This window comes from Bradyrhizobium sp. SZCCHNS2022 (assembly GCF_032377575.1).
Taxonomy (GTDB): Bacteria; Pseudomonadota; Alphaproteobacteria; order Rhizobiales; family Xanthobacteraceae; genus Bradyrhizobium; species Bradyrhizobium aeschynomenes.
In genome coordinates, this window is sequence record NZ_JAUHHZ010000001.1 from 3,265,171 (window position 1) to 3,286,448 (window position 21,278).

Below are 21,278 nucleotides of genomic sequence, written 5' to 3' on the forward strand. Positions count from 1 at the left end.
CTGACGTTGAAACCAAACGAACGGGAGGGTGCCATGAAAGTCGGAGACATCCTGCGCAATAAGACGGCGCGCGTGATCACGGTGCGAATGAACGAGACCGTCGGCGTCGCGGCACAGCTGATGCGCGCCAGCAATGTCAGCGCCCTCGTCGTCAAGGACGTCGTCCGCACCGAGGGCAACACCGCGGCCGGCATGTTCACCGAGCGCGACGTCGTTCGCGCCATTGCCGAGCATGGCGCCGCCGGCGTCAACCTGAAGGTCTCGCAGCTGATCTCGCCGCAACGGCTGATCTCCTGCAGCACCGAGGACACGCTCGAGCATGTGCGGCACCTGATGAACGTGCACCACATCCGCCACCTTCCCGTCATCGTCGACTTCGCGCTCGCCGGCGTCATCAGCATGCGCGACGTCTCCTCGGCCTTCGACGAAGCGGAAGCTCCGGTCGCCGCCTGACGCATTGCGCCGGTCAGCGGAACCGTCTGACCGCAAACCAGGTCTTGTCGGAGCCGCGCGCCGCCTGTTAGGCGGTGCGCAGTGAAGAGCGGCGGCTCGATCCCGCCGCTCGCTTTGGCCCGACAGGACTGCTTGCGATGAAAGCCTATGTGTATGGCGCCCAGGGCGCCGCGATCACCGACGTCGCCAAACCCGCGCCGAAGGGCACGCAAGTGCTGGTGCGCGTCCGCGCCTGCGGCCTCAACCGCGCCGATCTCGGCATGACCAAGGGACATGCGCACGGCGCCGCCGGTGGCGTCGGCACCGTGCTCGGCATGGAATGGGCCGGCGAGGTCGCCGAGCTCGGACCGGACGCCAAGGGCCTCAAGGTCGGCGACCGGGTCATGGGCTCGGGCGGCGCCGCGTTCGCAGAATACACCCTCGCCGATCACGGCCGCCTGTTCCACGCGCCGTCGAACATGAACTTCGACGAGGCCGCGACGCTGCCGATCGCGCTGACCACGATGCACAACGCCGTCGTCACCAACGGCGCGCTGCAGCCCGGCCAGAGCGTGCTGGTGCAAGGCGCGAGCTCCGGCGTCGGCCTGATGGCGATGCAGATCGCCAAGCTGAAGGGGGCATCGCTCGTGATCGGCTCCTCCACCGATGCCACGCGCCGCGAGCGACTGAAGGAGTTCGGCGCCGATCTCGCGATCGACTCCAGCGATCCCGGCTGGGTCGACCAGGTGCTGAAGGCGACGGGCGGCCAGGGCGTCGACCTCATCGTCGACCAGATCTCGGGCGCCGTCGCCAACCAGAACCTCGCAGCCACCAAGGTGCTCGGCCGGATCGTCAATGTCGGCCGGCTCGGCGGCACCCATGCCGATTTCAATTTCGACCTGCACGCGGCACGCCGCATCACCTATGTCGGCGTCACCTTCCGCACCCGCTCGATCGAGGAGATCCGCACGATCTTCGACGAGGTGAAGCAGGACATCTGGAGCTCCGTGGAAACGCGGGCCCTGCGCCTGCCGCTCGACCGCGTCTTCGCCTTCGACGACATCGGCGCGGCGTTCGCTCACATGGAGGCGAACAGGCATCTCGGCAAGATCGTGGTGACGTTGTGAGCCCAATGTTCTGACATTTAGACGCAATCGAAACAGTGCGCGGCAAAGACGAATTTGCCGCGCGATGCCGGCTTTCACGGCGCGGCATCGGCTGCTAAATCCGCGCCCATGAAGGACGCCGTCTCTCATGTCGATTCCGGCAAGGCCCGCGTCGCTGCGATTTCGATCGCGGCGAGCGCCAGCATGGCCGCGGCGAAGTTCGTCGTCGGCATCCTGATCGGCAGCCTCGCACTCGTCTCCGAGGCGCTGCACAGCGCCGTCGACGTCGTCGCCACCGTCATCACATGGATGGTGGTTCGGGTATCGGACCGGCCGGCCGACGACGAGCATCATTATGGCCATGGCAAGCTCGAGAGCCTGTCGGCGCTCGGCGTCATCGCCCTGCTCTACGTGCTGGCCGGCGGCGTCCTGGTCGAGTCCGTCAGCCGGCTGCGGGAAGCCGCGCCGCCGCCACAGCTCTCGGCGATTCCGTTCGTGGTGCTGCTGATCGACATCGCCGTCAATTTCTGGCGCGCCCGCGCCCTGCACCGGGCCGCGCACGAGACCCACAGCCAGGCGCTCGCCGCCGACGCGCTGCATTTCGCCTCCGACGTGCTCGGATCGATCGCGGTCATCGCGGGCCTCGTCCTGACAGCGCTCGGCTTCTGGTGGGGCGATTCCGCCGCCGCGGTCGCCGTCGCCGTGATGATCTCGGTGCTCGGCCTGCGGCTCGCACGCTCGACCGTAGAAACACTGCTCGACCGGGCGCCCGATGGCGCGGCGGAGAAAGCCGACGTCGCGATCCGTTCGGTCGCCGGCGTCGTCGGCGTCGAGCGGCTGCGGGTGCGACTCGTCGGCGCCACGCATTTCGTCGACGCCACCGTCACGGTGCCGCGCACCTATCCGATCGACCGCGTCCACGAGATCAAGCGCGATGCGCAGGCGGCGGTGGACGCCAGCCTCGGCGGCGCCGACGTCACCTTCACCACGGTGCCGGTCGCCCTCAGCAATGAGAGCGTCCGCGAGCGCATCATGGTGATCGCGCGCAATTCCGGGCTCGCGATCCACCACGTCACCGTCCACGATATCGGCGGCCGCCTGATCGTCGCCATCGACCTCGAGGTCGACGGCGACATGACACTGGTCGCCGCGCATGCGATCGCCCACGAACTGGAACGCAGCATCCGCGACGAGTTCGGCGCCGACGTCGAGGTCGACACCCATATCGAGCCGCTCGAGCCCGAGCTGCCGTTCGGCATCGATGCGCCCGAGCAGCGCGTCGCGCTGATCGCCGACGCCTTGCAGCGCTTCGCCGCCGAGACCGACATGTACGATGTGCACAACGTCCGTGTCCGCAACACCGAGGCCGGCGAGATCGTCAACTTCCACTGCCGGGCCGCGCCGTCGATGAGCGTGCTCAAGGTGCACGACAATGTCGACCATATCGAGCGCGGGATACGGCGCACCTTCCCGACCGTGAAGCGCGTCATCAGCCACGCCGAGCCGCCGCACGGCTGAAGCCCTCATGGCTGAAGCCCTAATGTCACGCCGCGTTCTCGCTTCGGACTCATCTCGCCGGCTTTTCGCCATGGCAAATCCGCATTGGATAAGATTTATTAGCTTTTGCCAAATCGTTGACTCTCGACAGCCCGAGAAATCTGGATTCAAATCGACTTGATTCGGAAGCGGCTGGGGCTCTTTCGAAATTCGGGTATCCAAGCAAAGTTTCGGGGGTCTACAGCATGGCGCGTGCGCATGCCGCGAACGCGTGCGTCCAATCTTCTGATTCCATCAAGGGGTTGGCGCAATCGATCGCGAAACCGGCCTATCAAAGGCTGCTGACTGCTGAGCCGGTATTGCGTCGTGCTGTCCCCACTTTGATCATTGCCTTTCTCGTCACCATCTGTCTCGGCGCCTTCGTCCAGGTGCTCGATCACAGCCGGCAGAAGCGCGGCGCGACCAAGCGCGACCTCGCCGCGATCTCGGATCTGCTGGCGGACCGCATCGGTCATCTGGCGATGCGCCCCGACCGCATGGCCAACATTGAGCATCTTCAGACCCTGCTGCCGGACTTGATCCCCGCCTGGGGCGTTGCGCCCGGCCGCCATGTGATCATCACCGGTGCCGACCACCGCATCCTCGCCCGCGTCCCGGTCGATGCCGCCCTCGGCGAGAACGACCGTATCCTCGACCTGATCTCGACCGCGCAACTGCTCGCCACCCCCGGCCTCCAGGGCGCCGTCACCGAGATCACGCTGCCGAACGGCCGTCCCGCCTTCGCCGTCTCGCAATTGATCAAGGCCCTGCCCGGCCGCGTCGTCGTGATCCAGGAGAAGATCGAGCCGATCTGGGGCTCGGACGCAGCGCTCTCGATCACGCTGTCGGCGACCACGGGCTTCGTCGTCCTGATCCTTGGCTTTGCCTTCCACTGGCAGTCGACCCGCGCCCGCGAAGGCGACCTGATCAACGACGCCGTGCGCGGCCGCATTGACACCGCGCTGAACCGCGGCCGCTGCGGACTGTGGGACTGGGACCTGTCGCGCGGCCGCATCTTCTGGTCGAACTCGATGTTCGCGATGCTCGGTCTCGACAACCGCACCGACCTGCTCACCTTCGGCGAGGTCAACGCGCTGGTGAACTCGGACGACATCGACCTGTTCGCGATCGCCGACCAGCTCGTCGCCGGCGAGCTGCGCCACATCGACCAGAGCTTCCGCATGCGCCACACCGAAGGCCATTGGATCTGGCTGCGGGTGCGCTGCGAGCTGAGCCAGGGCACCACCGATTCCGGCCTGCACCTGATCGGCATCGCCGTCGACGTCACCGAGCAGAAGAGCCTGGTCGAGAAGACCGCCGAGGCGGATCTGCGGCTGCGCGACGCGATCGAGACGATCTCGGAAGCCTTTGTGCTGTGGGACGCCAACAACCGCCTCGTGCTGTGCAACTCGCACTTCCAGAAGCTGCACAAGCTGCCGGACTCCGCCGTGACGCCGGGCACCTCCTACGAGACCGTCATCGAGGTCGGCAAGATGCCGGAGATCCGCACCCGCCTGCACGACAACAGCCAGCAGGCGCCGGGCGGCCGCACCTTCGAGGCGCAGCTCGACGACGGCAGCTGGCTGCACATCTCCGAGCGCCGCACCAAGGATGGCGGCTACGTCTCGGTCGGCACCGACATCACCCGCATCAAGGAGCACGAGCAGAAGCTGGTCGACAACGACCTGCGCCTGCGTGCCACCGTGATCGACCTGCAGCGCTCGCAGACCGCGCTGGAGCGCCAGGCGATCGAGCTCGCCGACCTCGCCGAGAAGTACTCGCAGGAGAAGACAAGGGCCGAGGAAGCCAACCAGACAAAGTCGAAGTTCCTCGCCAACATGAGCCACGAGCTGCGCACGCCGCTCAACGCCATCATCGGCTTCTCCGAGATCATGGGCTCGGGCATGTTCGGCTCGCTCGGCTCGGAGAAATACCAGGAATACTGCCACGACATCCTGACCTCCGGTCAGTATCTGCTCGAGGTGATCAACGACATTCTCGACATGTCGAAGATCGAGGCCGGCCGCATGAAGCTCGACATGGAGCCGCTCGACCTCGCCAAGACGCTCGCGGAATCGCTGCGCGTCGTCTCCGGCCGCGCCCAGGACAAGAGCCTGGTGCTCGACGCCGACATCGAAGGCAGCATCCCCGTCGTCGCCGACCGCCGCGCCACCAAGCAGATCATGGTCAACCTGTTGTCGAACGCGGTGAAGTTCACCCCCGAAGGCGGCCGCGTCACGATGCGCAGCCGCGTGTTCGACGACAAGGTCGTGCTGATCATCGCCGACACCGGCATCGGCATCCCCGCGCAATCGCTGGCGCGGCTCGGCCGGCCGTTCGAGCAGGTCGAGAGCCAGATGACCAAGACCTACCACGGCTCCGGCCTTGGCCTCGCGATCGCCCGCTCGCTGGCCCAGCTCCACGGCGGCTCGATGCGGTTGCGCTCCCGCATCGAATGCGGCACCGTCGTCCGCGTCACCCTCCCCCGCGACGCCTACAAGGCCACGGCGAGCATCTCGGTCGCCGCGTGAGGCCGCGCACGCTGCTGAACCACCTGGAGCCGACAGCCTGGGAGCCGACAGCTTGGCGCTTGGACTGCCGCCACAAGTGCGGTGCACATGACTGCGCCCTCGCCCCTTGTGGGAGAGGGCATGTAGGACAGGGCAGCGAATTCGGTTGGGTGAGGGGTCTCTCTCCACGAGCGTCGTTCGCCGAGAGAGACCCCTCACCCAACCGAGGCGTGGAGGGGCCGCACATGCCCTCTCCCACAAGGGGCGAGGGCACTGTATTGGACACCATCTTCGCGGCTACGACCCAACACATTGGATCTCCACCCCCACCACGGCCGCAGCGCTCGCATCCCGGGTTGACGCACGATCTCGCCCCCGCGTGCTCATGGCGCGCCTGGGACGACACCGTTCTGACCCGCCGGCATTCGCGCTTCACGTCTCAAACAGCACAGACAAACGTCCGCGGTCTCGCGGCCATTGACGCCCGAGGTTTTCAATCAGTCTGCCCCTCGACAATGCAAAGGGCGCAGGGAAGGCCAGGCGTCGGCTGACGCCTGCGGCCCGCCTGCGAAAAAAATGCAGGCGGCAGGTACCACAGGTGCAGCCGGACAAACCCGGCCCTCCCTGCGCGATGGTCTTCACGCTTATACGCAGTCGCCCTGGTGCGCCGGCTTGTTGGCCACCATCGCGCGACAATGCTCGCGCATTGCGCGGTAGACACCAGCTTCGGGGTGTCAGGCCGCTGCGATTTCACATCCGCGACAGCGCCGTCCGTCCGCGCCTCCTTCCGAAGACGCTACGTGCCCTCGCGGCCACCGCCTCCCCGCCTCGCGTGTCGTGACGATCGCGCGCAACGCCCCTTTGCTTGAGGCGGGATGGCGAGAGGAAACCATGATTTCCGAAAATTGGCAATAGATTTTTATTTTTCGGAACACTTCCAACTTCGTCCCGGTCGGGTTTGACGCAACATTCCCTCCTCGGTCATTCCGGGGCGTGCGCAGCACGAGCCCGGAATCCATCGTGCGGCAGACCGCGCGGCGACATGGATTCCGGACTCGCCGCGCTTCGCGCGCCGCCCCGGAATGACGGCGGAGGATCTGGCGGCAGTGATGCCCACATGTACCGGTCGGAGCAGGTCTGCACGCCGCGGCGTCAGCCCAACGGACTCTCCCCGAAGCGGCGCCAGAGTTTCGGATAGCGCGCGGCCAGATGCGCCTCGTCCTCTTCGAAGGGATCGCCGGCCGGTCCAGGTCCACCTAACCCGGCCTCCGGCTCGGAATGGTCGCGGACGTCACCCTCCCCGCCCTTGTCGCGAAAAACCCTGTTGCCGACATAGTAGATCTCTTCGAATTCCCATGTGTCGTCAGGTCCCGAAGCGCCATCGAACTGTGCCAGACTGTCGGGATCAGTCATGGCGCCCTCATAGACCTCCTGCCCGCGCGTCACGAGCCAGCGGCGAAAATACTCGAAGCCGTCATCCGAGCAGCCGCCATGGATGACATAGGCGGCGCCCCAGAGATCCCAGCTGTAGGCCTGATTGAGATAGCGGCGAAACGCGACCTCGAAGCCGATGATCTGATCCAGCGGCAACTCGCGGAGCGCCGCAGCGAGCGCCTCGCTCTGCGCGGCAGGGTCAGCAATTGATGCTGCACCTGTCCGTCCGATGATCGACCAGAACTGATCGGCTGGCATCGCTTGCGCGGTCACGGGCTCCCCCTCTCCACGACCCAGATAGGGTCGTGCCATCCGTTGTTCTAAGCCAACAAGCCTGGAGTTTCCAAGACGGCGGCCTGCTCCGTGCCCAGGTCACGCGAACAGCAACTTTCGCCAAGCGCGCGTTGCGGACGCATGCGATGGCCGATGCCTATCATCGCGGAGGACAATCAGATGCTGAAACGAATATGGCGCGGCTGGACCAGCCCGGCGAACGCCGATGCCTATGAGGCGTTGCTGCGCTCGACGATCTTCCCCGGGATCAAGGACCGCGCCATTCCCGGGTTCACCGGCATCGAGCTGCTGCGCCGGCCGCTGGAGACCGAGGTGGAGTTCATGACGATCATGACGTTCACCGACGAGGACGCCGTCAAGCGCTTCGCAGGAGCCGCACATGAGCAGGCCGTCGTGCCGGCAGCAGCGCAGGCGCTGCTCAGTCGTTATGACGCGCAGTCTGCACATTACGTCGTCCGGGTGCCATCGACGACGGCAGGCTGAGCCCGCAACGGCACGCAAAAGCGATGGCTAGGCAAAGCGGCGCCGCAGGCGGCGTGTGCTCACCCTATCTCGGCACAGACGAACGCCGATGGTGGGCGCGGCGCGTGCGAGAGCAAGATGCTGCGGCTGGCCGCGTGGCCGCGCCTTTGCCTACCCTAAAACGAAGTCAATTCCTACGCCTGCAGGCTCGGCGCGACCTCGCGGGCGATCTGCACCAGCGAGGCGATCAGCGGGGTCATCGGGTCGCGCTGCGGGATGACGAGGCCGATCTGGTAGTTGATCACGGGATCGACGATCGGGATCGAGCGCACCTTGTCGGCGAGCCCCAGCGTCTCGGCGAGCTTGGCCGGCATCACGCTGGCCCAGCGGCCGGTCTTCACGTGCGTGTACAGCACCAGCAGCGAGTTCGAGGTCAAGGTCGGCGTCACCTCGTTGCCGGCGGCCTTCAGCGCGCGGTCGATGATGCGGCGGTTCTGCATGTCCGGCGTCAGCAGGCACAGCGGCACCTGTCCGACCTCCTTCCACGTCACCTGCTCGCGATCGCCGAACATCGCGTCCGGCGCGGTCAGCAGCCGGTAGCTCTCGTTGTAGAGCGGGATGGTGCGGACACGTCCGATCGGCTCGTTCTCGATGTAGGTCAGCCCGGCATCGACCTCGAGGTTCTCCAGCAGGCCGAGCACGTCGGCCGACGTGCACGACATGATGCGGAACCGGACCTCCGGATGCTTGGCGCGGAACGGCGTCGTCAGCGACGCCACCATGCCGAGCACGGTCGGCACGGCCGCGATCCGGATCTCGCCCGAGAGCTTGTCCTTGAGGCCGTTGATCTCCTGCCGCATCGCGCGGAAGTCGCCGACGATGCGGCGGGCCCAGTCCAGCGTGCGCTCGCCCTCCGGCGTGAACCCCTGGAACCGCGAACCGCGCTGCACCAGCATGACGCCGAGGATCTCCTCGAGCTGCTTGATGCTGGTCGACATCGTCGGCTGGGTGACCCCGCAGGTCTCCGCCGCGCGGCCGAAATGACGCTCCTTGGCCAGCGCCAGCAGCAGTTCGAGCTTGTCGATCAAGAGGTCGGCCTTCCAGCGGTTGAAGAGCCTGGTTCCGCACGTTTTCGGCGCTACCAGCCAGGATGAAACCCTATCACGGCGAGGGGGTCCCGGACACGGTAAAACGCGGCCGCGAGCCGGTCGCGCGAGCGCCCGCTTTTCGTCAACTTCTAGCTATCTCACGATTGCGTTTCGCTATCGCAGCACGGGACTGCTTTATTGATATCTTGAGCAATTCCAATTTGGATGTGCGAAACGCTTGCAACGCAGAATCGGGATCAGGATGACGCCGGTGTACGAAAGTTGGGACGCGGCGCGCGGCGCCGAGATCATCGCCGAACATAGCCGGATGGAGGGAGCAACCTTGCCCATCCTCCACGCGTTGCAGGAGGCGTTCGGCTACGTGCCGGAGGATGCCATTCCGATGATTGCATCCGCCCTGAACCTGTCGCGCGCCGAGGTTTACGGCGTGTTCACGTTCTACCATGATTTCCGGGCCAAGAAGGCCGGCCGTCACGTGCTCAAGCTGTGCCGCGCCGAGGCCTGCCAGGCCGCCGGCGGCGATGCGCTCGCCGCGCGCGCCGAAGCCAAGCTCGGGATCGCCATGGGCAACACCACCGCCGATGAGCGCGTGACGCTGGAGCCGATCTACTGCCTCGGCCTGTGCGCCACCGCGCCGTCGGCGATGATCGACGGCCGGCTGGTCGGCCGGCTCGACGAAGCCCGGATCGATGCTCTCGTCTCGGAGGCCCAGCGATGAGCGTGCGTCTTTTTGTCCCGTGTGATGCCGGCGCGCTCGCCGTCGGCGCCGATGAGGTCGCCCACGCGCTGCACAAGGCGGCGCTGGAGCGGAAGGTCGATATTGAGATCGTGCGCAACGGCTCGCGTGGGTTGTACTGGCTGGAGCCGCTGGTCGAGCTGGAGACGGCGCAGGGCCGCTTCGGCTTCGGTCCCGTCACCGCCGACGACGTGCCGTCGCTGCTCGACGCCATCGTCGCCGACACCTCGCACAAGCTCTCGCTCGGCCTGACCGAGGAGATCCCGTGGCTGAAGCGGCAGACCCGCCTCACCTTCGCCCGCTGCGGCATCATCGATCCGCTGTCGCTCGAGGATTACCGCGCCCATGGCGGCTACAAGGGCCTCACGCGGGCGCTGACCTTGTCGCCGGACGCCGTCATTTCCGAGGTCACGACCTCGGGCCTGCGCGGCCGCGGTGGCGCAGGCTTCCCGACCGGCATCAAGTGGAAGACGGTGTCGCAGACCGCGGCCGACCGCAAATACGTCATCTGCAACGCCGACGAGGGCGACAGCGGCACCTTCGCCGACCGCATGCTGATGGAAGGCGATCCCTTCGTGCTGATCGAGGGCATGACCATCTGCGGCATCGCGGTGGGCGCCACCAAGGGCTACATCTACACGCGCTCGGAATATCCGCACGCGATCGCGACCATGACCAAGGCGATCGACATCGCGAAGAAGGCCGGCCTGCTCGGCGACAAGATCGCGGGCTCGAACTACACGTTCGACCTGGAAGTCCGCACCGGTGCCGGCGCTTATGTCTGCGGCGAAGAGACCGCGCTGATGGAGAGCTTGGAGGGCAAGCGCGGCATCGTCCGCGCCAAGCCGCCACTGCCCGCGCATCACGGCCTGTTCGGCAAGCCGACCGTCGTCAACAACCTGCTGTCGTTCGCCGCCATCCCCTTCATCCTCGATGAGGGCGCCAAGGCCTATGCCGATTTCGGCATGGGACGCTCCCGCGGCACGATGCCGATCCAGATCGCCGGCAACGTCAAGTTCGGCGGCCTGTTCGAGACCGCGTTCGGCATCACGCTCGGTGAGCTCGTCGACGACATCGGCGGCGGCACCTTCACCGGCCGGCCCGTCCGCGCGGTGCAGGTCGGCGGTCCGCTCGGGGCCTACTTCCCCCGCGCACTGTTCGATACGCCGTTCGACTACGAGGCGTTCACCGCCAAGGAGGGCCTGATCGGCCATGGCGGCATCGTCGTGTTCGACGACACCGTCGACATGTCGAAGCAGGCGCGCTTCGCGATGGAGTTCTGTGCCATCGAATCCTGCGGCAAGTGCACGCCCTGCCGCATCGGCTCGACGCGGGGCGCCGAGACCATCGACAAGATCCGCCGCGGCGAGCGCGTCGCCGAGAACATCGCCCTGGTCGAAGACCTCTGCGGCACTATGAAGCTCGGATCGCTCTGTGCACTCGGGGGCTTCACGCCCTACCCTGTGCTCTCGGCGCTGAAGCACTTCCGCGAAGACTTCGGACCTCAGCAGCCGCGCCTGCAGGCTGCGGAATAAGATATCGGGAACAAGGACACCGACCATGTCGCTCATCCACGAAACCGATTACGGCACGCCGCTCTCCAAGTCCGAGAAGATGGTCACCCTGACCATCGACGGCCAGAGCATCACCGTTCCCGAGGGCACCTCGATCATGCGCGCGGCCATGGAGGCCGGCACGCAGATTCCGAAGCTGTGCGCGACCGACATGGTCGACGCGTTCGGCTCCTGCCGGCTCTGCCTCGTCGAGGTCGAGGGCCGCGCCGGCACGCCGGCGTCCTGCACCACGCCGGTGGCCGCGGGCCTCGTCGTCCACACCCAGACCGAGCGGCTGAAGAAGCTGCGCAAGGGCGTGATGGAGCTCTACATCTCCGACCATCCGCTCGACTGCCTCACCTGCGCCGCCAATGGCGATTGCGAGCTGCAGGACATGGCGGGCGCGGTCGGCCTGCGCGACGTGCGCTACGGCAACCAGGGTGAGAACCACGTGTTCGCCGACGCTTGCGGCGAGGCCAATCCGGCCTGGCTGCCGAAGGACGAGTCGAACCCCTATTTCACCTACGATCCCTCGAAGTGCATCGTCTGCTCGCGCTGCGTCCGCGCCTGCGAGGAAGTGCAAGGCACGTTCGCGCTGACCATTTCCGGCCGCGGCTTCGACAGCCGGGTATCGCCGGGCATGAGCGAGAGCTTCCTCGGCTCGGAGTGCGTGTCCTGCGGCGCCTGCGTGCAGGCCTGCCCGACCGCGACCCTGACCGAGAAGAGCGTGATCGAGATCGGCCAGCCAGAGCATTCGGCGGTCACCACCTGCGCCTATTGCGGCGTCGGCTGCGCCTTCAAGGCGGAGATGCGTGGCGAGGAAGTCGTGCGCATGGTGCCCTACAAGGACGGCAAGGCCAATCGCGGCCATTCCTGCGTCAAGGGCCGCTTCGCCTATGGCTATGCGACCCACAAGGAGCGCATCCTCAAGCCGATGATCCGCGAGACCATCGACCAGCCCTGGCGCGAGGTCTCCTATGACGAGGCCTTCAAATTCGCCGCCGACAAGCTGCGCGGCATCCAGGCCAAGCATGGTCGCGACTCGATCGGCGGCATCACCTCCTCCCGCTGCACCAACGAAGAGACCTATCTGGTGCAGAAGCTGATCCGCGCCGGCTTCGGCAACAACAATGTCGACACCTGCGCCCGCGTCTGCCATTCGCCGACCGGCTATGGCCTCGCCACCACCTTCGGCACCTCGGCCGGCACGCAGGACTTCGACTCGGTCGAAGACAGCGACGTGATCATGGTGATCGGCGCCAACCCGACCGACGCGCATCCGGTGTTCGGCTCGCGCATGAAGAAGCGGCTGCGCCAGGGCGCCAAGCTGATCGTCGTCGATCCCCGCAAGATCGACCTCGTGAAGTCGGCGCACATCAAGGCGGACTATCATCTGCCGCTGCTGCCCGGCACCAACGTCGCGATCCTGACCGCGCTGGCGCATGTCATCGTCACCGAGGGTCTGGTCAACGAGACCTTCGTGCGCGAGCGCTGCGACTGGAGCGAGTTCCAGGACTGGGCGGAGTTCGTGGCGCTCGAGAAGAACAGCCCCGAGGCCGTCGCCCAGTTCACCGGCGTCGATGCGGAAGCGATCCGCGGCGCGGCCCGGCTCTACGCCAAGGGTGGCAATGGCGCCATCTATTACGGCCTTGGTGTCACCGAGCACAGCCAGGGCTCGACGACGGTGATCGCGATCGCCAACCTCGCGATGGCGACCGGCAACATTGGCCGCCGCGGCGTCGGCGTGAACCCGCTGCGCGGCCAGAACAACGTGCAGGGCTCCTGCGACATGGGCTCGTTCCCGCACGAGCTGCCGGGCTACCGGCACATCTCGGGCGACGCGGTGCGCGACCAGTTCGAAGCGATGTGGAACGTCAAGCTCAACCCCGAGCCGGGCCTGCGCATCCCCAACATGTTCGACTCCGCGATCGAAGGCACCTTCATGGGCCTCTACGTGCAGGGCGAAGACATCCTGCAGTCCGATCCGAACACCACGCATGTCGTGCAGGCGCTGTCGTCGATGGAATGCGTCATCGTCCAGGACCTGTTCCTGAACGAGACCGCCAATTACGCCCACGTCTTCCTGCCCGGCTCGACCTTCCTGGAGAAGGACGGCACCTTCACCAATGCCGAGCGCCGCATCCAGCGCGTCCGCAAGGTGATGAGCCCGCTCAACGGCATGGCCGACTGGGAGGTCACGATCGGTCTCGCCAAGGCGATGGGCTTCGAGATGACGTACAACCACCCGTCGGAGATCATGGACGAGATCGCGGCGCTGACGCCGACCTTCACCGGCGTCTCCTATCAGAAGCTCGAGGAGATGGGCTCGGTGCAGTGGCCCTGCAACGAGAAGTTCCCCGAGGGCTCGCCGATCATGCATGTCGACGGCTTCGTCCGCGGCAAGGGCAAGTTCGTGGTCACCGAGTACGTCGCGACCGACGAGCGCACCGGCCCGCGCTTCCCGCTGCTGCTCACGACGGGGCGGATCCTGTCGCAGTACAATGTCGGCGCGCAGACCCGGCGCACCGAGAACGTGGTGTGGCATGGCGAGGACGTGCTGGAGATCCATCCGCACGACGCCGAGCAGCGCGGCATCCGCGACGGCGACTGGGTGCGTCTGACCAGCCGCGCCGGCGAGACCACCTTGCATGCGCTGATCTCGGAGCGCGTGGCGCCGGGCGTGGTCTACACCACGTTCCACCACCCGCTCACGCAGGCCAACGTCATCACCACGGACTACTCCGACTGGGCGACCAATTGTCCGGAGTACAAGGTCACGGCGGTGCAGGTGTCGCAGTCCAACGGCCCGTCGGACTGGCAGAAGGCCTATGACGAGCAGGCCCGCAACTCGCGCCGCATCGCCCCGGTCGTGGAGGCGGCGGAGTAGCATGCGAGATGCAGTGCGCATCGCGGATCGTCTGGTCTGGCGCGACGGAGCCCTCACCGAGGGCCACCGCCGCGTGCCGGAGGAGACCGCGGTCGCGCTGACCTACAATGGCGGCACCCAGGCCGTCATGATGGCGACACCGCAGGACCTCAGCGACTTCGCCGTCGGCTTCAGCCTCAACGAGGGCCTGATCACTGGCCGAGACGACATCATCTCGCTCGACGTCGTCGAGCTGGATGACGGCATCGAGCTGCGCATGTGGCTGCCCGACGCCCTCGCTGAACGCCTCGCCGAGCGCCGCCGCAACATAGCCGGTCCCACCGGCTGCGGCCTGTGCGGCATCGACTCTCTTGCCGAGGCCGTCCGGCCGGCGGCGCATGTGCCCCAGGGCCGGCGCTTCACGCCGCGCGACGTCATGACGGCGCTGGCGGCGATCGAACCGCTGCAAAAGCTGAATCACGAGACCCGCGCCGTGCACGCCGCGGCGTTCTGGACACCCGCCCGCGGCATCGTCGCCCTTCGCGAGGACGTCGGCCGTCACAACGCGCTCGACAAGCTGGCCGGTCATCTCGCGCAGGCTCACAGCGCGGCGACCGAAGGCCTCGTCATCATGACGAGCCGCGTCTCGGTCGAGCTGGTGCAGAAGGCCGCCGCCATGGGCGCGCCGGTGCTGGTCGCGGTGTCAGCGCCGACCGCACTCGCCATCCGCATGGCCGAGGCCGCCGGCATCACCCTGATCGCGGTGGCCCGCAACGACGGCTTCGAAATCTTCACCCATCCCGAACGGATCGTCGCGAGCGCCGAGACCGGCACGCGATCAACACAGACGGACACGCCCCATGTCGCATAACCCTTCCGACCGCCTCGTCTACATGGCCAACCAGATCGGCAAGTTCTTTCAGAGCCAGGGGCAGGAGAAAGAGGTCGCCGGCGTCGCCGAGCACATCAAGAAGTTCTGGGACCCGCGCATGCTGAAGACGATCTATGCGCACCACGATGCCGGCGGCGCCGGTCTCGACCCGGCCGTGAAGGAAGCGATCGGCAAGCTGAAGGACGCTGCGGTCGCGAAGGAGAAGGCGTGAGGCAGGCATCGTTCTCGTAGATCTCGTAGCCCGCAAGAGCGCAGCGACATGCGGGGCCGGTCTCTCCGCGACACTCCGAGCAGACTTGACCCCGGATGTCGCTGAGCTCATCCGCGATCCAACTCATTACTTAACTTGAACCACCGTGTGGCTGCCCCTCACCCCGCCCCTCTCCCCGTAAGAACGGGGAGAGGGAGCGCACCACGATTGTGGCGGCGTCTGAATCTCACGCCTCCTCCTCGTGCTCGGCCTGCGACAGCTCGGCGATGGCGAGGTCGCCGGAATCGGCCATGCGGGCCTTCGCCGTGGTGGTGACATGGGCGGCGAGCGCCGGCATGCGGGCGATCAGGGCGTGGAAATCCTGCGCGTCGAGCACCAGCAGCCGGGTCTTGCGGGTGGCCTTGACGGTCCCCGAGCGCTTGGTCCGGTGCAGCAGCGCGATCTCGCCGAAGAAGGTGCCGTCGGCGAGCTTGACGCATTGCGTCGGCAGCTCGATCTCGACCTCGCCGGCGGTGATGAAATACATCGATGACGCGACGTCGCCGCGGCGGACGAGAATTTCGCCGGTCTCGATCGTGCGCGCGCGCAGCAGCCGCATGATGTCGGCGATCTCCGAGGCGGACAGATGTGAGAACAGCGGCACCCGCGCCAGCATGCCCCAGGTGACGACGAAGTCGCGCCGCTTCACCTCGTCGGCAAATGCATTGGAGATGATGGCGACCGGCAGCGCGATCATCGCGAGGCCGCCGACGATCGCGAACACCGAGATCGCCTTGCCGAGCGAGGTCACCGGCACGACGTCGCCATAGCCGACGGTGCCGAGCGTTACGATCGCCCACCACATCGCGTCGGGAATGGTGCCGAACTTGTCGGGCTGCACGTCGCGCTCGACCGCGTAGAGCAGCGAGGCGAACAGCAGCACGGCCCCGGCCAGGATCGCGATGCAGCCGACGAGCGTACGGCGCTCGGCCTGGATCGCCGCGAGCAGCGAGCGCATCGCCGGCGAATAGCGTACCAGCTTGAGGAACGGCAGCACCACCAGCACCGCGAGCGTGGCGTGATCGCCGAACGCGAGCACGACAGCGGCCGGCAGGAAAGCCAGGAGATCGATGACTCCGAGCGCGGAGAGTGCATATTGCAAGCGGTCGCGCAGCGGCGAGACGTGCTGCGGCGTATGGCCGGCGACGCTCCAGAGCCGGGCAACATACTCGAAGCCGAACACCAGCACGGCCATGACCTTCACCGCGGTGAAGGTCGGGCCGAAGCGGGCGTCGAGATGCGGCACCGAGGCCAGGATTGTCGCCAGCACGTCGGCGAAGATCACGATGACGACGGCCCGCACGATGCGCGAGCCGACCGACAGCGGCAGGTGATCGTGCTCGAGCAGCTCGTAGAGCCGGTCCCGCAGATCGGGATCGCGAATGCTCTCGCCCGGCCCGAGCGTCGGCACGATCAGCCGTCCCGGCCGATCGCGCTCTCGATCGCGGCCAGCGCAGCCTCCGCCTTGGATCCGTCGGGGCCGCCGGCCTGGGCCATGTCGGGGCGGCCACCGCCGCCCTTGCCGCCCAGCGCCTCGGACGCCGCCCGCACCAGCTCCACTGCGTTGAAGCGCGACGTGAGATCGGCGGTCACGCCGACCACGACGCCGGCCTTGCCGTCCTCGCTGCGGCCGACGATAGCGACCACACCGGAGCCGAGCTGCTTCTTGGCCTCGTCGACGAGCGATTTGAGATCCTTCACCTCGACGCCATCGACCGCACGGGCCATCAACTTGATGCCTGAGACCTCGCGGATGCCGGAGGCGGCTCCGCCCGCCGCCGCGCCGCCGCCCATCGCGAGCTTCTTGCGGGCGTCCGACAGCTCTCGCTCGAGCTTCTTGCGCTCCTCCATCAGCGCCGTGATGCGCGCCGGCACCTCGTCCACCGTGGTGCGCAGCTCGGCCGCGGCGGCCTTGGCGAGCGAGAGATTGTGATTGGCATGGGCGCGCGCGCCGCGCGCCGTCAGCGCCTCGATGCGGCGGACGCCGGACGCCACCGCGCTCTCGGACGTCACCGCGATCAGCCCGATGTCGCCGGTGCGCTTGACGTGGGTGCCGCCGCACAGCTCGACCGACCAGCCCATGGCGTTGGTGCCATGGTCGCGCGCGGCATTGCCCATCGAAACGACGCGGACCTCGTCGCCATATTTCTCGCCGAACAGCGCGCGGGCCCCGGCCTCGCGGGCGTCGTCGAGCCCCATCAGCCGGGTCGTGACCTCGGCATTCTCCAGCACGACGTCGTTGGCGATGTCCTCGACGCGGGCGAGCTCATCCGGCGTGATCGGCTTCGGATGCACGAAGTCGAAGCGCAGGCGGTCGGGCGAGACCAGCGAGCCGCGCTGGGCGATGTGGTCGCCGAGCACCTGGCGCAGCGCCTCGTGCAGGATGTGGGTCGCCGAATGATTGGCGCGGATCGCCGAGCGCCTGATGTGATCGACGTCGAGCTGCAGCGCGGTGCCGAGCTTGAGCGTGCCCTGCTCCACCGTGCCGATATGCGCGAACAGGTCGCCGGCCTTCTTCTGGGTGTCGGTGATGCGGACGCGGACGCCGTCGCCGGTCATCAACCCGGTGTCACCGACCTGGCCGCCGGATTCGCCGTAGAACGGCGTCTGGTTCAGCACGATCACGCCGCTCTCGCCGGCCTTGAGGCTGTCGACGGCGGCGCCGTCCTTGACCAGCGCGGTCACCGCGCCTTCGGCGGTCTCGGTGTCGTAGCCGAGGAACTCGGTGGCGCCGAGCTTCTCGCGCAGCGGGAACCAGACGGTCTCGGTGGCCGCCTCGCCCGAGCCGGCCCAGGCGGCGCGCGCCTTCGCCTTCTGCCGCTCCATCGCGTCGGTGAAGGAGGCCTGGTCGACGCTGATGCCGCGCGACTTCAGCGCATCCTGGGTCAGGTCGAGCGGGAAGCCGTAGGTGTCGTACAAGGTGAAGGCGACATCACCGTCGAACATGTCGCCCTTGGAGAGCGAGGCCGACTTCTCGTCGAGGATGGCGAGGCCGCGCTCCAGCGTCTTGCGGAAGCGGGTCTCCTCCAGCCGCAGCGTCTCCTTGATCAGCCCCTCGGCGCGGATCAGCTCCGGATAGGCCTGGCCCATCTCGCGGGTCAGCGCGCCGACCAGCTTGTGCATCAACGGCTCGCGCGCGCCGAGCAGCTGGGCGTGGCGCATGGCACGGCGCATGATCCGGCGCAGCACGTAGCCGCGGCCCTCGTTCGACGGCAGTACGCCGTCCGAGATCAGGAACGACGAGGCGCGGAGGTGGTCGGCGATGACGCGCAAGCTCGCCTTCTGCGGGCCCTGAGGGTCGGCGTTGGTGAGGTCGGCGATGGTGCGGATCAGCGCGACGAACAGATCGATGTCGTAATTGTCGTGCTTGCCTTGCAGCACCGCGGCGACGCGCTCGAGGCCGGCGCCGGTATCGATCGAGGGCTTCGGCAAGGGATTGCGGACCCCGCCCTCGAGCTGCTCGTACTGCATGAACACGAGGTTCCAGATCTCGATGAAGCGGTCGCCATCCGCCTCCGGTGAGCCCGGAGGGCCGCCCCAGATCTTGTCGCCGTGGTCGTAGAAGATCTCCGAGCACGGACCGCACGGGCCGGTGTCGCCCATCTGCCAGAAATTGTCCGAGCCGGCGATGCGGATGATGCGCGACTCAGGGAGCCCTGCAATCTTCTTCCACAGCCCGAACGCCTCGTCGTCGTCGATATAGACGGTCGCGGTCAGCTTGTCCTTGGGGAGGCCGAACTCCTTGGTGACCAGCTTCCAGGCGAGCTCGATGGCGTTCTCCTTGAAGTAGTCGCCGAAGGAGAAGTTGCCGAGCATCTCGAAGAAGGTGTGGTGCCGGGCGGTGTAGCCGACATTGTCGAGGTCGTTGTGCTTGCCCCCCGCGCGGACGCATTTCTGCGACGTGGTGGCGCGGTGGTACGGCCGTTTCTCGACACCGGTGAAGACGTTCTTGAACTGCACCATGCCGGCGTTCGTGAACATCAAAGTCGGGTCGTTGCGCGGCACCAGCGGCGAGGACGGCACGATCTCGTGGCCGTTCGCGGCGAAGAAATTGAGGAAGGTCGACCTGATCTCGTTGACGCCGCTCATAGCAATCCAATCGAAGAAGTCCGTGAATTCTGAGGGAATGCTTTTAGACAAGCCGACTTCGCGTGTCCAGAAACTGTGCAGAAACATCATGGGGTTGCTGCACGGCTCCTAAAGCTGGTTGAAAGCCATGGTGACGCGTTGACAGCTCGGTTGAGCTGGTGTTTTGTCCGAACCACTGACAATAGTCGCGTCGGGAGAGACCGTCTCTTGAGGTTCAGCTTGAACTTCAGGGGCCGGCGCCGAAGGAGCAACCGCCCCGGAAACTCTCAGGCAAAAGGACCCTCGCGACTTCAACTGCATCTGGAAAGAGGCGCTGGCCGGGCCTGAGCCCGGGAGGCGTCCGCCGACGGGATAATACTCTCAGGCACAGCGACAGATGGGGCTTCGGTAGCGTTTTTCGGGACTGGTCCCGAGGAACCGCGCGAGGACCCCTGATGGCTGAACCGGCTGCTACTCTCTCCTCTTCCCTGAAGCGAACGCCGCTGCACGCGCTGCATGTCAGCCTCGGCGGCAAGATGGTGCCGTTCGCGGGCTATGAGATGCCCGTGCAATACGCGCCCGGCGTGCTCAAGGAGCACCTCCATACCCGCGCCGCGGCGGGCCTTTTCGATGTCTCCCACATGGGCCAGGTCGCGCTGGTGCCGAAATCCGGTAACGTCGCCGACGCCGCGGCTGCGCTGGAGCGGCTGGTGCCGCAGGACATCATCGGCATTCCGGCCGGCCGGCAGCGCTATGCCCAGTTCACCAACGCGGACGGCGGCATTCTCGACGACCTGATGGTGGCGAATTTCGGCGAGCACCTGGTGCTGGTGGTCAACGCCGCGTGCAAGGAGGCCGACATCCAGCTGCTACGCGACGGCCTGTCCGACGCCTGCGAGGTCCAGCCGCTGACCGACCGCGCGCTGCTGGCGCTGCAGGGGCCGAAGGCGGCGAGCGTGCTGACGAAATTCTGTGCAGAGGCCGAAGGCATGCGGTTCATGGATTCGGGCCCGCGCATGGTCGACGGTCTCGCCTGCTACGTCTCGCGCTCCGGCTACACCGGCGAGGACGGCTACGAGATCTCGGTGCCGGCCGACAAGGCCGAGCAGCTCGCCGAGGCGCTGCTGTCCGACAAGGACGTGCTGCCGATCGGGCTCGGCGCGCGCGACAGCCTGCGGCTCGAGGCCGGGCTTTGTCTGTACGGCCATGACATCGACACCACGACGACCCCGGTGGAGGCCACGCTGGAATGGTCGGTGCAGAAGGTCCGCCGTAGCGGCGGCGCGCGCGGAGGCGGCTTCCCGGGCGCCGCGAAGATCCTGGCGCAGTTCGACGGCGGCGCGGCGCGTCGTCGTGTGGGGCTCCGGCCCGAGGGACGCGCGCCGGTTCGTGAGGGCGCAACGCTGTTCGCGACCGCCGACTCGACTGAGCCGGTCGGCAAGGTGACCTCCGGCGGCTTCGGCCCGACGCTGAATGCGCCGGTCGCGATGGGCTATGTCCCGACCGCCCTCGCCGCGCTGGACACCCCGCTGTTCGCGGATGTGCGCGGACAACGCCTGCCGCTGCGCGTCGCCGCCACGCCTTTCGTTCCCAACACCTACAAACGTTGACCCTGCAAGCGCTGAAGGACGTCCATGACCACGCTCTACACCTCCGACCATGAATGGCTCAGCATCGAGGGCGATGTCGCCACCATCGGCATCACCGACTATGCGCAGGCGCAGCTCGGCGACGTCGTGTTCGTGGAGCTGCCGCAGGTCGGCCGCGCCCTGAAGAAGACCGAGGCCGCCGCCGTGGTCGAATCGGTCAAGGCCGCCTCCGACGTCTACGCGCCGATCACCGGCGAGGTGGTCGAGGTCAACCAGGCCATCGTCGACGAGCCCGCGCTGGTCAACACCGATGCCGACGGCAAGGCCTGGTTCTTCAAGCTCAAGATCGCCGACAAGGCCGAGCTCGGCGACCTGATGGATGAGGCGGCGTACAAGGCGCACACGGCGTGAGACAAGGCGGTGCGGCAACACCCACCACTG

Annotated in this window: 16 protein-coding genes and 1 riboswitch; of the genes, 12 read left to right on the top strand and 4 right to left on the bottom strand. The window is 66.8% G+C overall.

Annotated features, from left to right (window positions below):
- Positions 1–33: 33 nt before the first annotated feature.
- The 4 genes from QXZ94_RS14550 (at position 34) to QXZ94_RS14565 (ending at position 5,605) form a co-directional block, all read left to right on the top strand.
- Positions 34–453 (top strand): CBS domain-containing protein, encoded by a 420-nt coding sequence (locus QXZ94_RS14550; RefSeq protein ID WP_172114347.1) that lies wholly within the window; start codon positions 34–36, stop codon positions 451–453.
- Between the two features lie 137 nt (positions 454–590).
- A complete protein-coding gene (locus QXZ94_RS14555; protein ID WP_315720980.1) occupies positions 591–1,559 on the top strand; it encodes a zinc-binding dehydrogenase in 969 nt (322 codons plus the stop codon).
- Positions 1,560–1,667: 108 nt separating this feature from the next.
- Positions 1,668–3,056, top strand: coding sequence for a cation diffusion facilitator family transporter (locus QXZ94_RS14560; RefSeq protein WP_315720981.1), 1,389 nt, complete (start codon positions 1,668–1,670; stop codon positions 3,054–3,056).
- A gap of 224 nt (positions 3,057–3,280) precedes the next feature.
- Positions 3,281–5,605 (top strand): PAS domain-containing sensor histidine kinase, encoded by a 2,325-nt coding sequence (locus QXZ94_RS14565; RefSeq protein ID WP_172182684.1) that lies wholly within the window; start codon positions 3,281–3,283, stop codon positions 5,603–5,605.
- 1,131 nt (positions 5,606–6,736) lie between these two features.
- On the opposite strand, the gene QXZ94_RS14570 is transcribed toward QXZ94_RS14565, so the two are convergent.
- Positions 6,737–7,291: a DUF4240 domain-containing protein gene (locus QXZ94_RS14570; protein ID WP_315720982.1), complete on the bottom strand. Its 555-nt coding sequence runs from the start codon at positions 7,289–7,291 to the stop codon at positions 6,737–6,739.
- Between the two features lie 180 nt (positions 7,292–7,471).
- Between QXZ94_RS14570 and QXZ94_RS14575 the strand changes: the two genes are divergently transcribed.
- Positions 7,472–7,795, top strand: a complete 324-nt coding sequence (locus QXZ94_RS14575; RefSeq protein ID WP_315720983.1) for an antibiotic biosynthesis monooxygenase — start codon at positions 7,472–7,474, stop codon at positions 7,793–7,795.
- Between the two features lie 173 nt (positions 7,796–7,968).
- Here QXZ94_RS14575 and QXZ94_RS14580 read toward each other — a convergent pair whose 3' ends face one another.
- The gene (locus QXZ94_RS14580) at positions 7,969–8,862 is read right to left on the bottom strand and encodes a LysR family transcriptional regulator (RefSeq protein ID WP_315720984.1); all 894 of its coding nucleotides are present in this window, start codon (positions 8,860–8,862) and stop codon (positions 7,969–7,971) included.
- 262 nt (positions 8,863–9,124) lie between these two features.
- On the opposite strand from QXZ94_RS14580, the gene QXZ94_RS14585 reads away from it, so the two are divergent.
- The 5 genes from QXZ94_RS14585 to QXZ94_RS14605 are packed head-to-tail and all read left to right on the top strand — an operon-like array spanning position 9,125 to position 15,141.
- Entirely contained in the window at positions 9,125–9,601 is a 477-nt protein-coding gene (locus QXZ94_RS14585; RefSeq protein WP_315726276.1) for a formate dehydrogenase subunit gamma, read from the top strand.
- A complete protein-coding gene (locus tag QXZ94_RS14590) occupies positions 9,598–11,154 on the top strand; it encodes an NADH-quinone oxidoreductase subunit NuoF (RefSeq protein ID WP_315720985.1) in 1,557 nt (518 codons plus the stop codon). Before QXZ94_RS14585 ends, QXZ94_RS14590 begins: the two co-directional genes overlap by 4 nt.
- Positions 11,155–11,179: 25 nt before the next feature.
- The gene (gene fdhF / locus QXZ94_RS14595; RefSeq protein ID WP_315720986.1) at positions 11,180–14,059 is read left to right on the top strand and encodes a formate dehydrogenase subunit alpha; all 2,880 of its coding nucleotides are present in this window, start codon (positions 11,180–11,182) and stop codon (positions 14,057–14,059) included.
- Position 14,060: 1 nt separating this feature from the next.
- Positions 14,061–14,909: a formate dehydrogenase accessory sulfurtransferase FdhD gene (gene fdhD / locus QXZ94_RS14600; RefSeq protein ID WP_315720987.1), complete on the top strand. Its 849-nt coding sequence runs from the start codon at positions 14,061–14,063 to the stop codon at positions 14,907–14,909.
- Positions 14,899–15,141: a formate dehydrogenase subunit delta gene (locus QXZ94_RS14605; protein WP_315720988.1), complete on the top strand. Its 243-nt coding sequence runs from the start codon at positions 14,899–14,901 to the stop codon at positions 15,139–15,141. The genes fdhD and QXZ94_RS14605 overlap by 11 nt, the downstream gene beginning before the upstream one ends.
- A 226-nt stretch (positions 15,142–15,367) precedes the next feature.
- On the opposite strand, the gene QXZ94_RS14610 is transcribed toward QXZ94_RS14605, so the two are convergent.
- Complete coding sequence (locus QXZ94_RS14610; protein ID WP_315720989.1) at positions 15,368–16,591, bottom strand: cyclic nucleotide-gated ion channel; 1,224 nt, start codon at positions 16,589–16,591, stop codon at positions 15,368–15,370.
- Between the two features lie 2 nt (positions 16,592–16,593).
- Complete coding sequence (gene alaS / locus QXZ94_RS14615) at positions 16,594–19,269, bottom strand: alanine--tRNA ligase (RefSeq protein ID WP_315720990.1); 2,676 nt, start codon at positions 19,267–19,269, stop codon at positions 16,594–16,596.
- A gap of 181 nt (positions 19,270–19,450) precedes the next feature.
- Positions 19,451–19,561, top strand: a riboswitch (glycine riboswitch).
- A 142-nt stretch (positions 19,562–19,703) separates the two neighbouring features.
- Here alaS and gcvT point away from each other — a divergent pair.
- A complete protein-coding gene (gene gcvT / locus QXZ94_RS14620) occupies positions 19,704–20,858 on the top strand; it encodes a glycine cleavage system aminomethyltransferase GcvT (protein WP_315720991.1) in 1,155 nt (384 codons plus the stop codon).
- 24 nt (positions 20,859–20,882) lie between these two features.
- Positions 20,883–21,248, top strand: a complete 366-nt coding sequence (gcvH, locus tag QXZ94_RS14625; protein ID WP_315720992.1) for a glycine cleavage system protein GcvH — start codon at positions 20,883–20,885, stop codon at positions 21,246–21,248.
- The last annotated feature ends 30 nt before the right edge of the window (positions 21,249–21,278 follow it).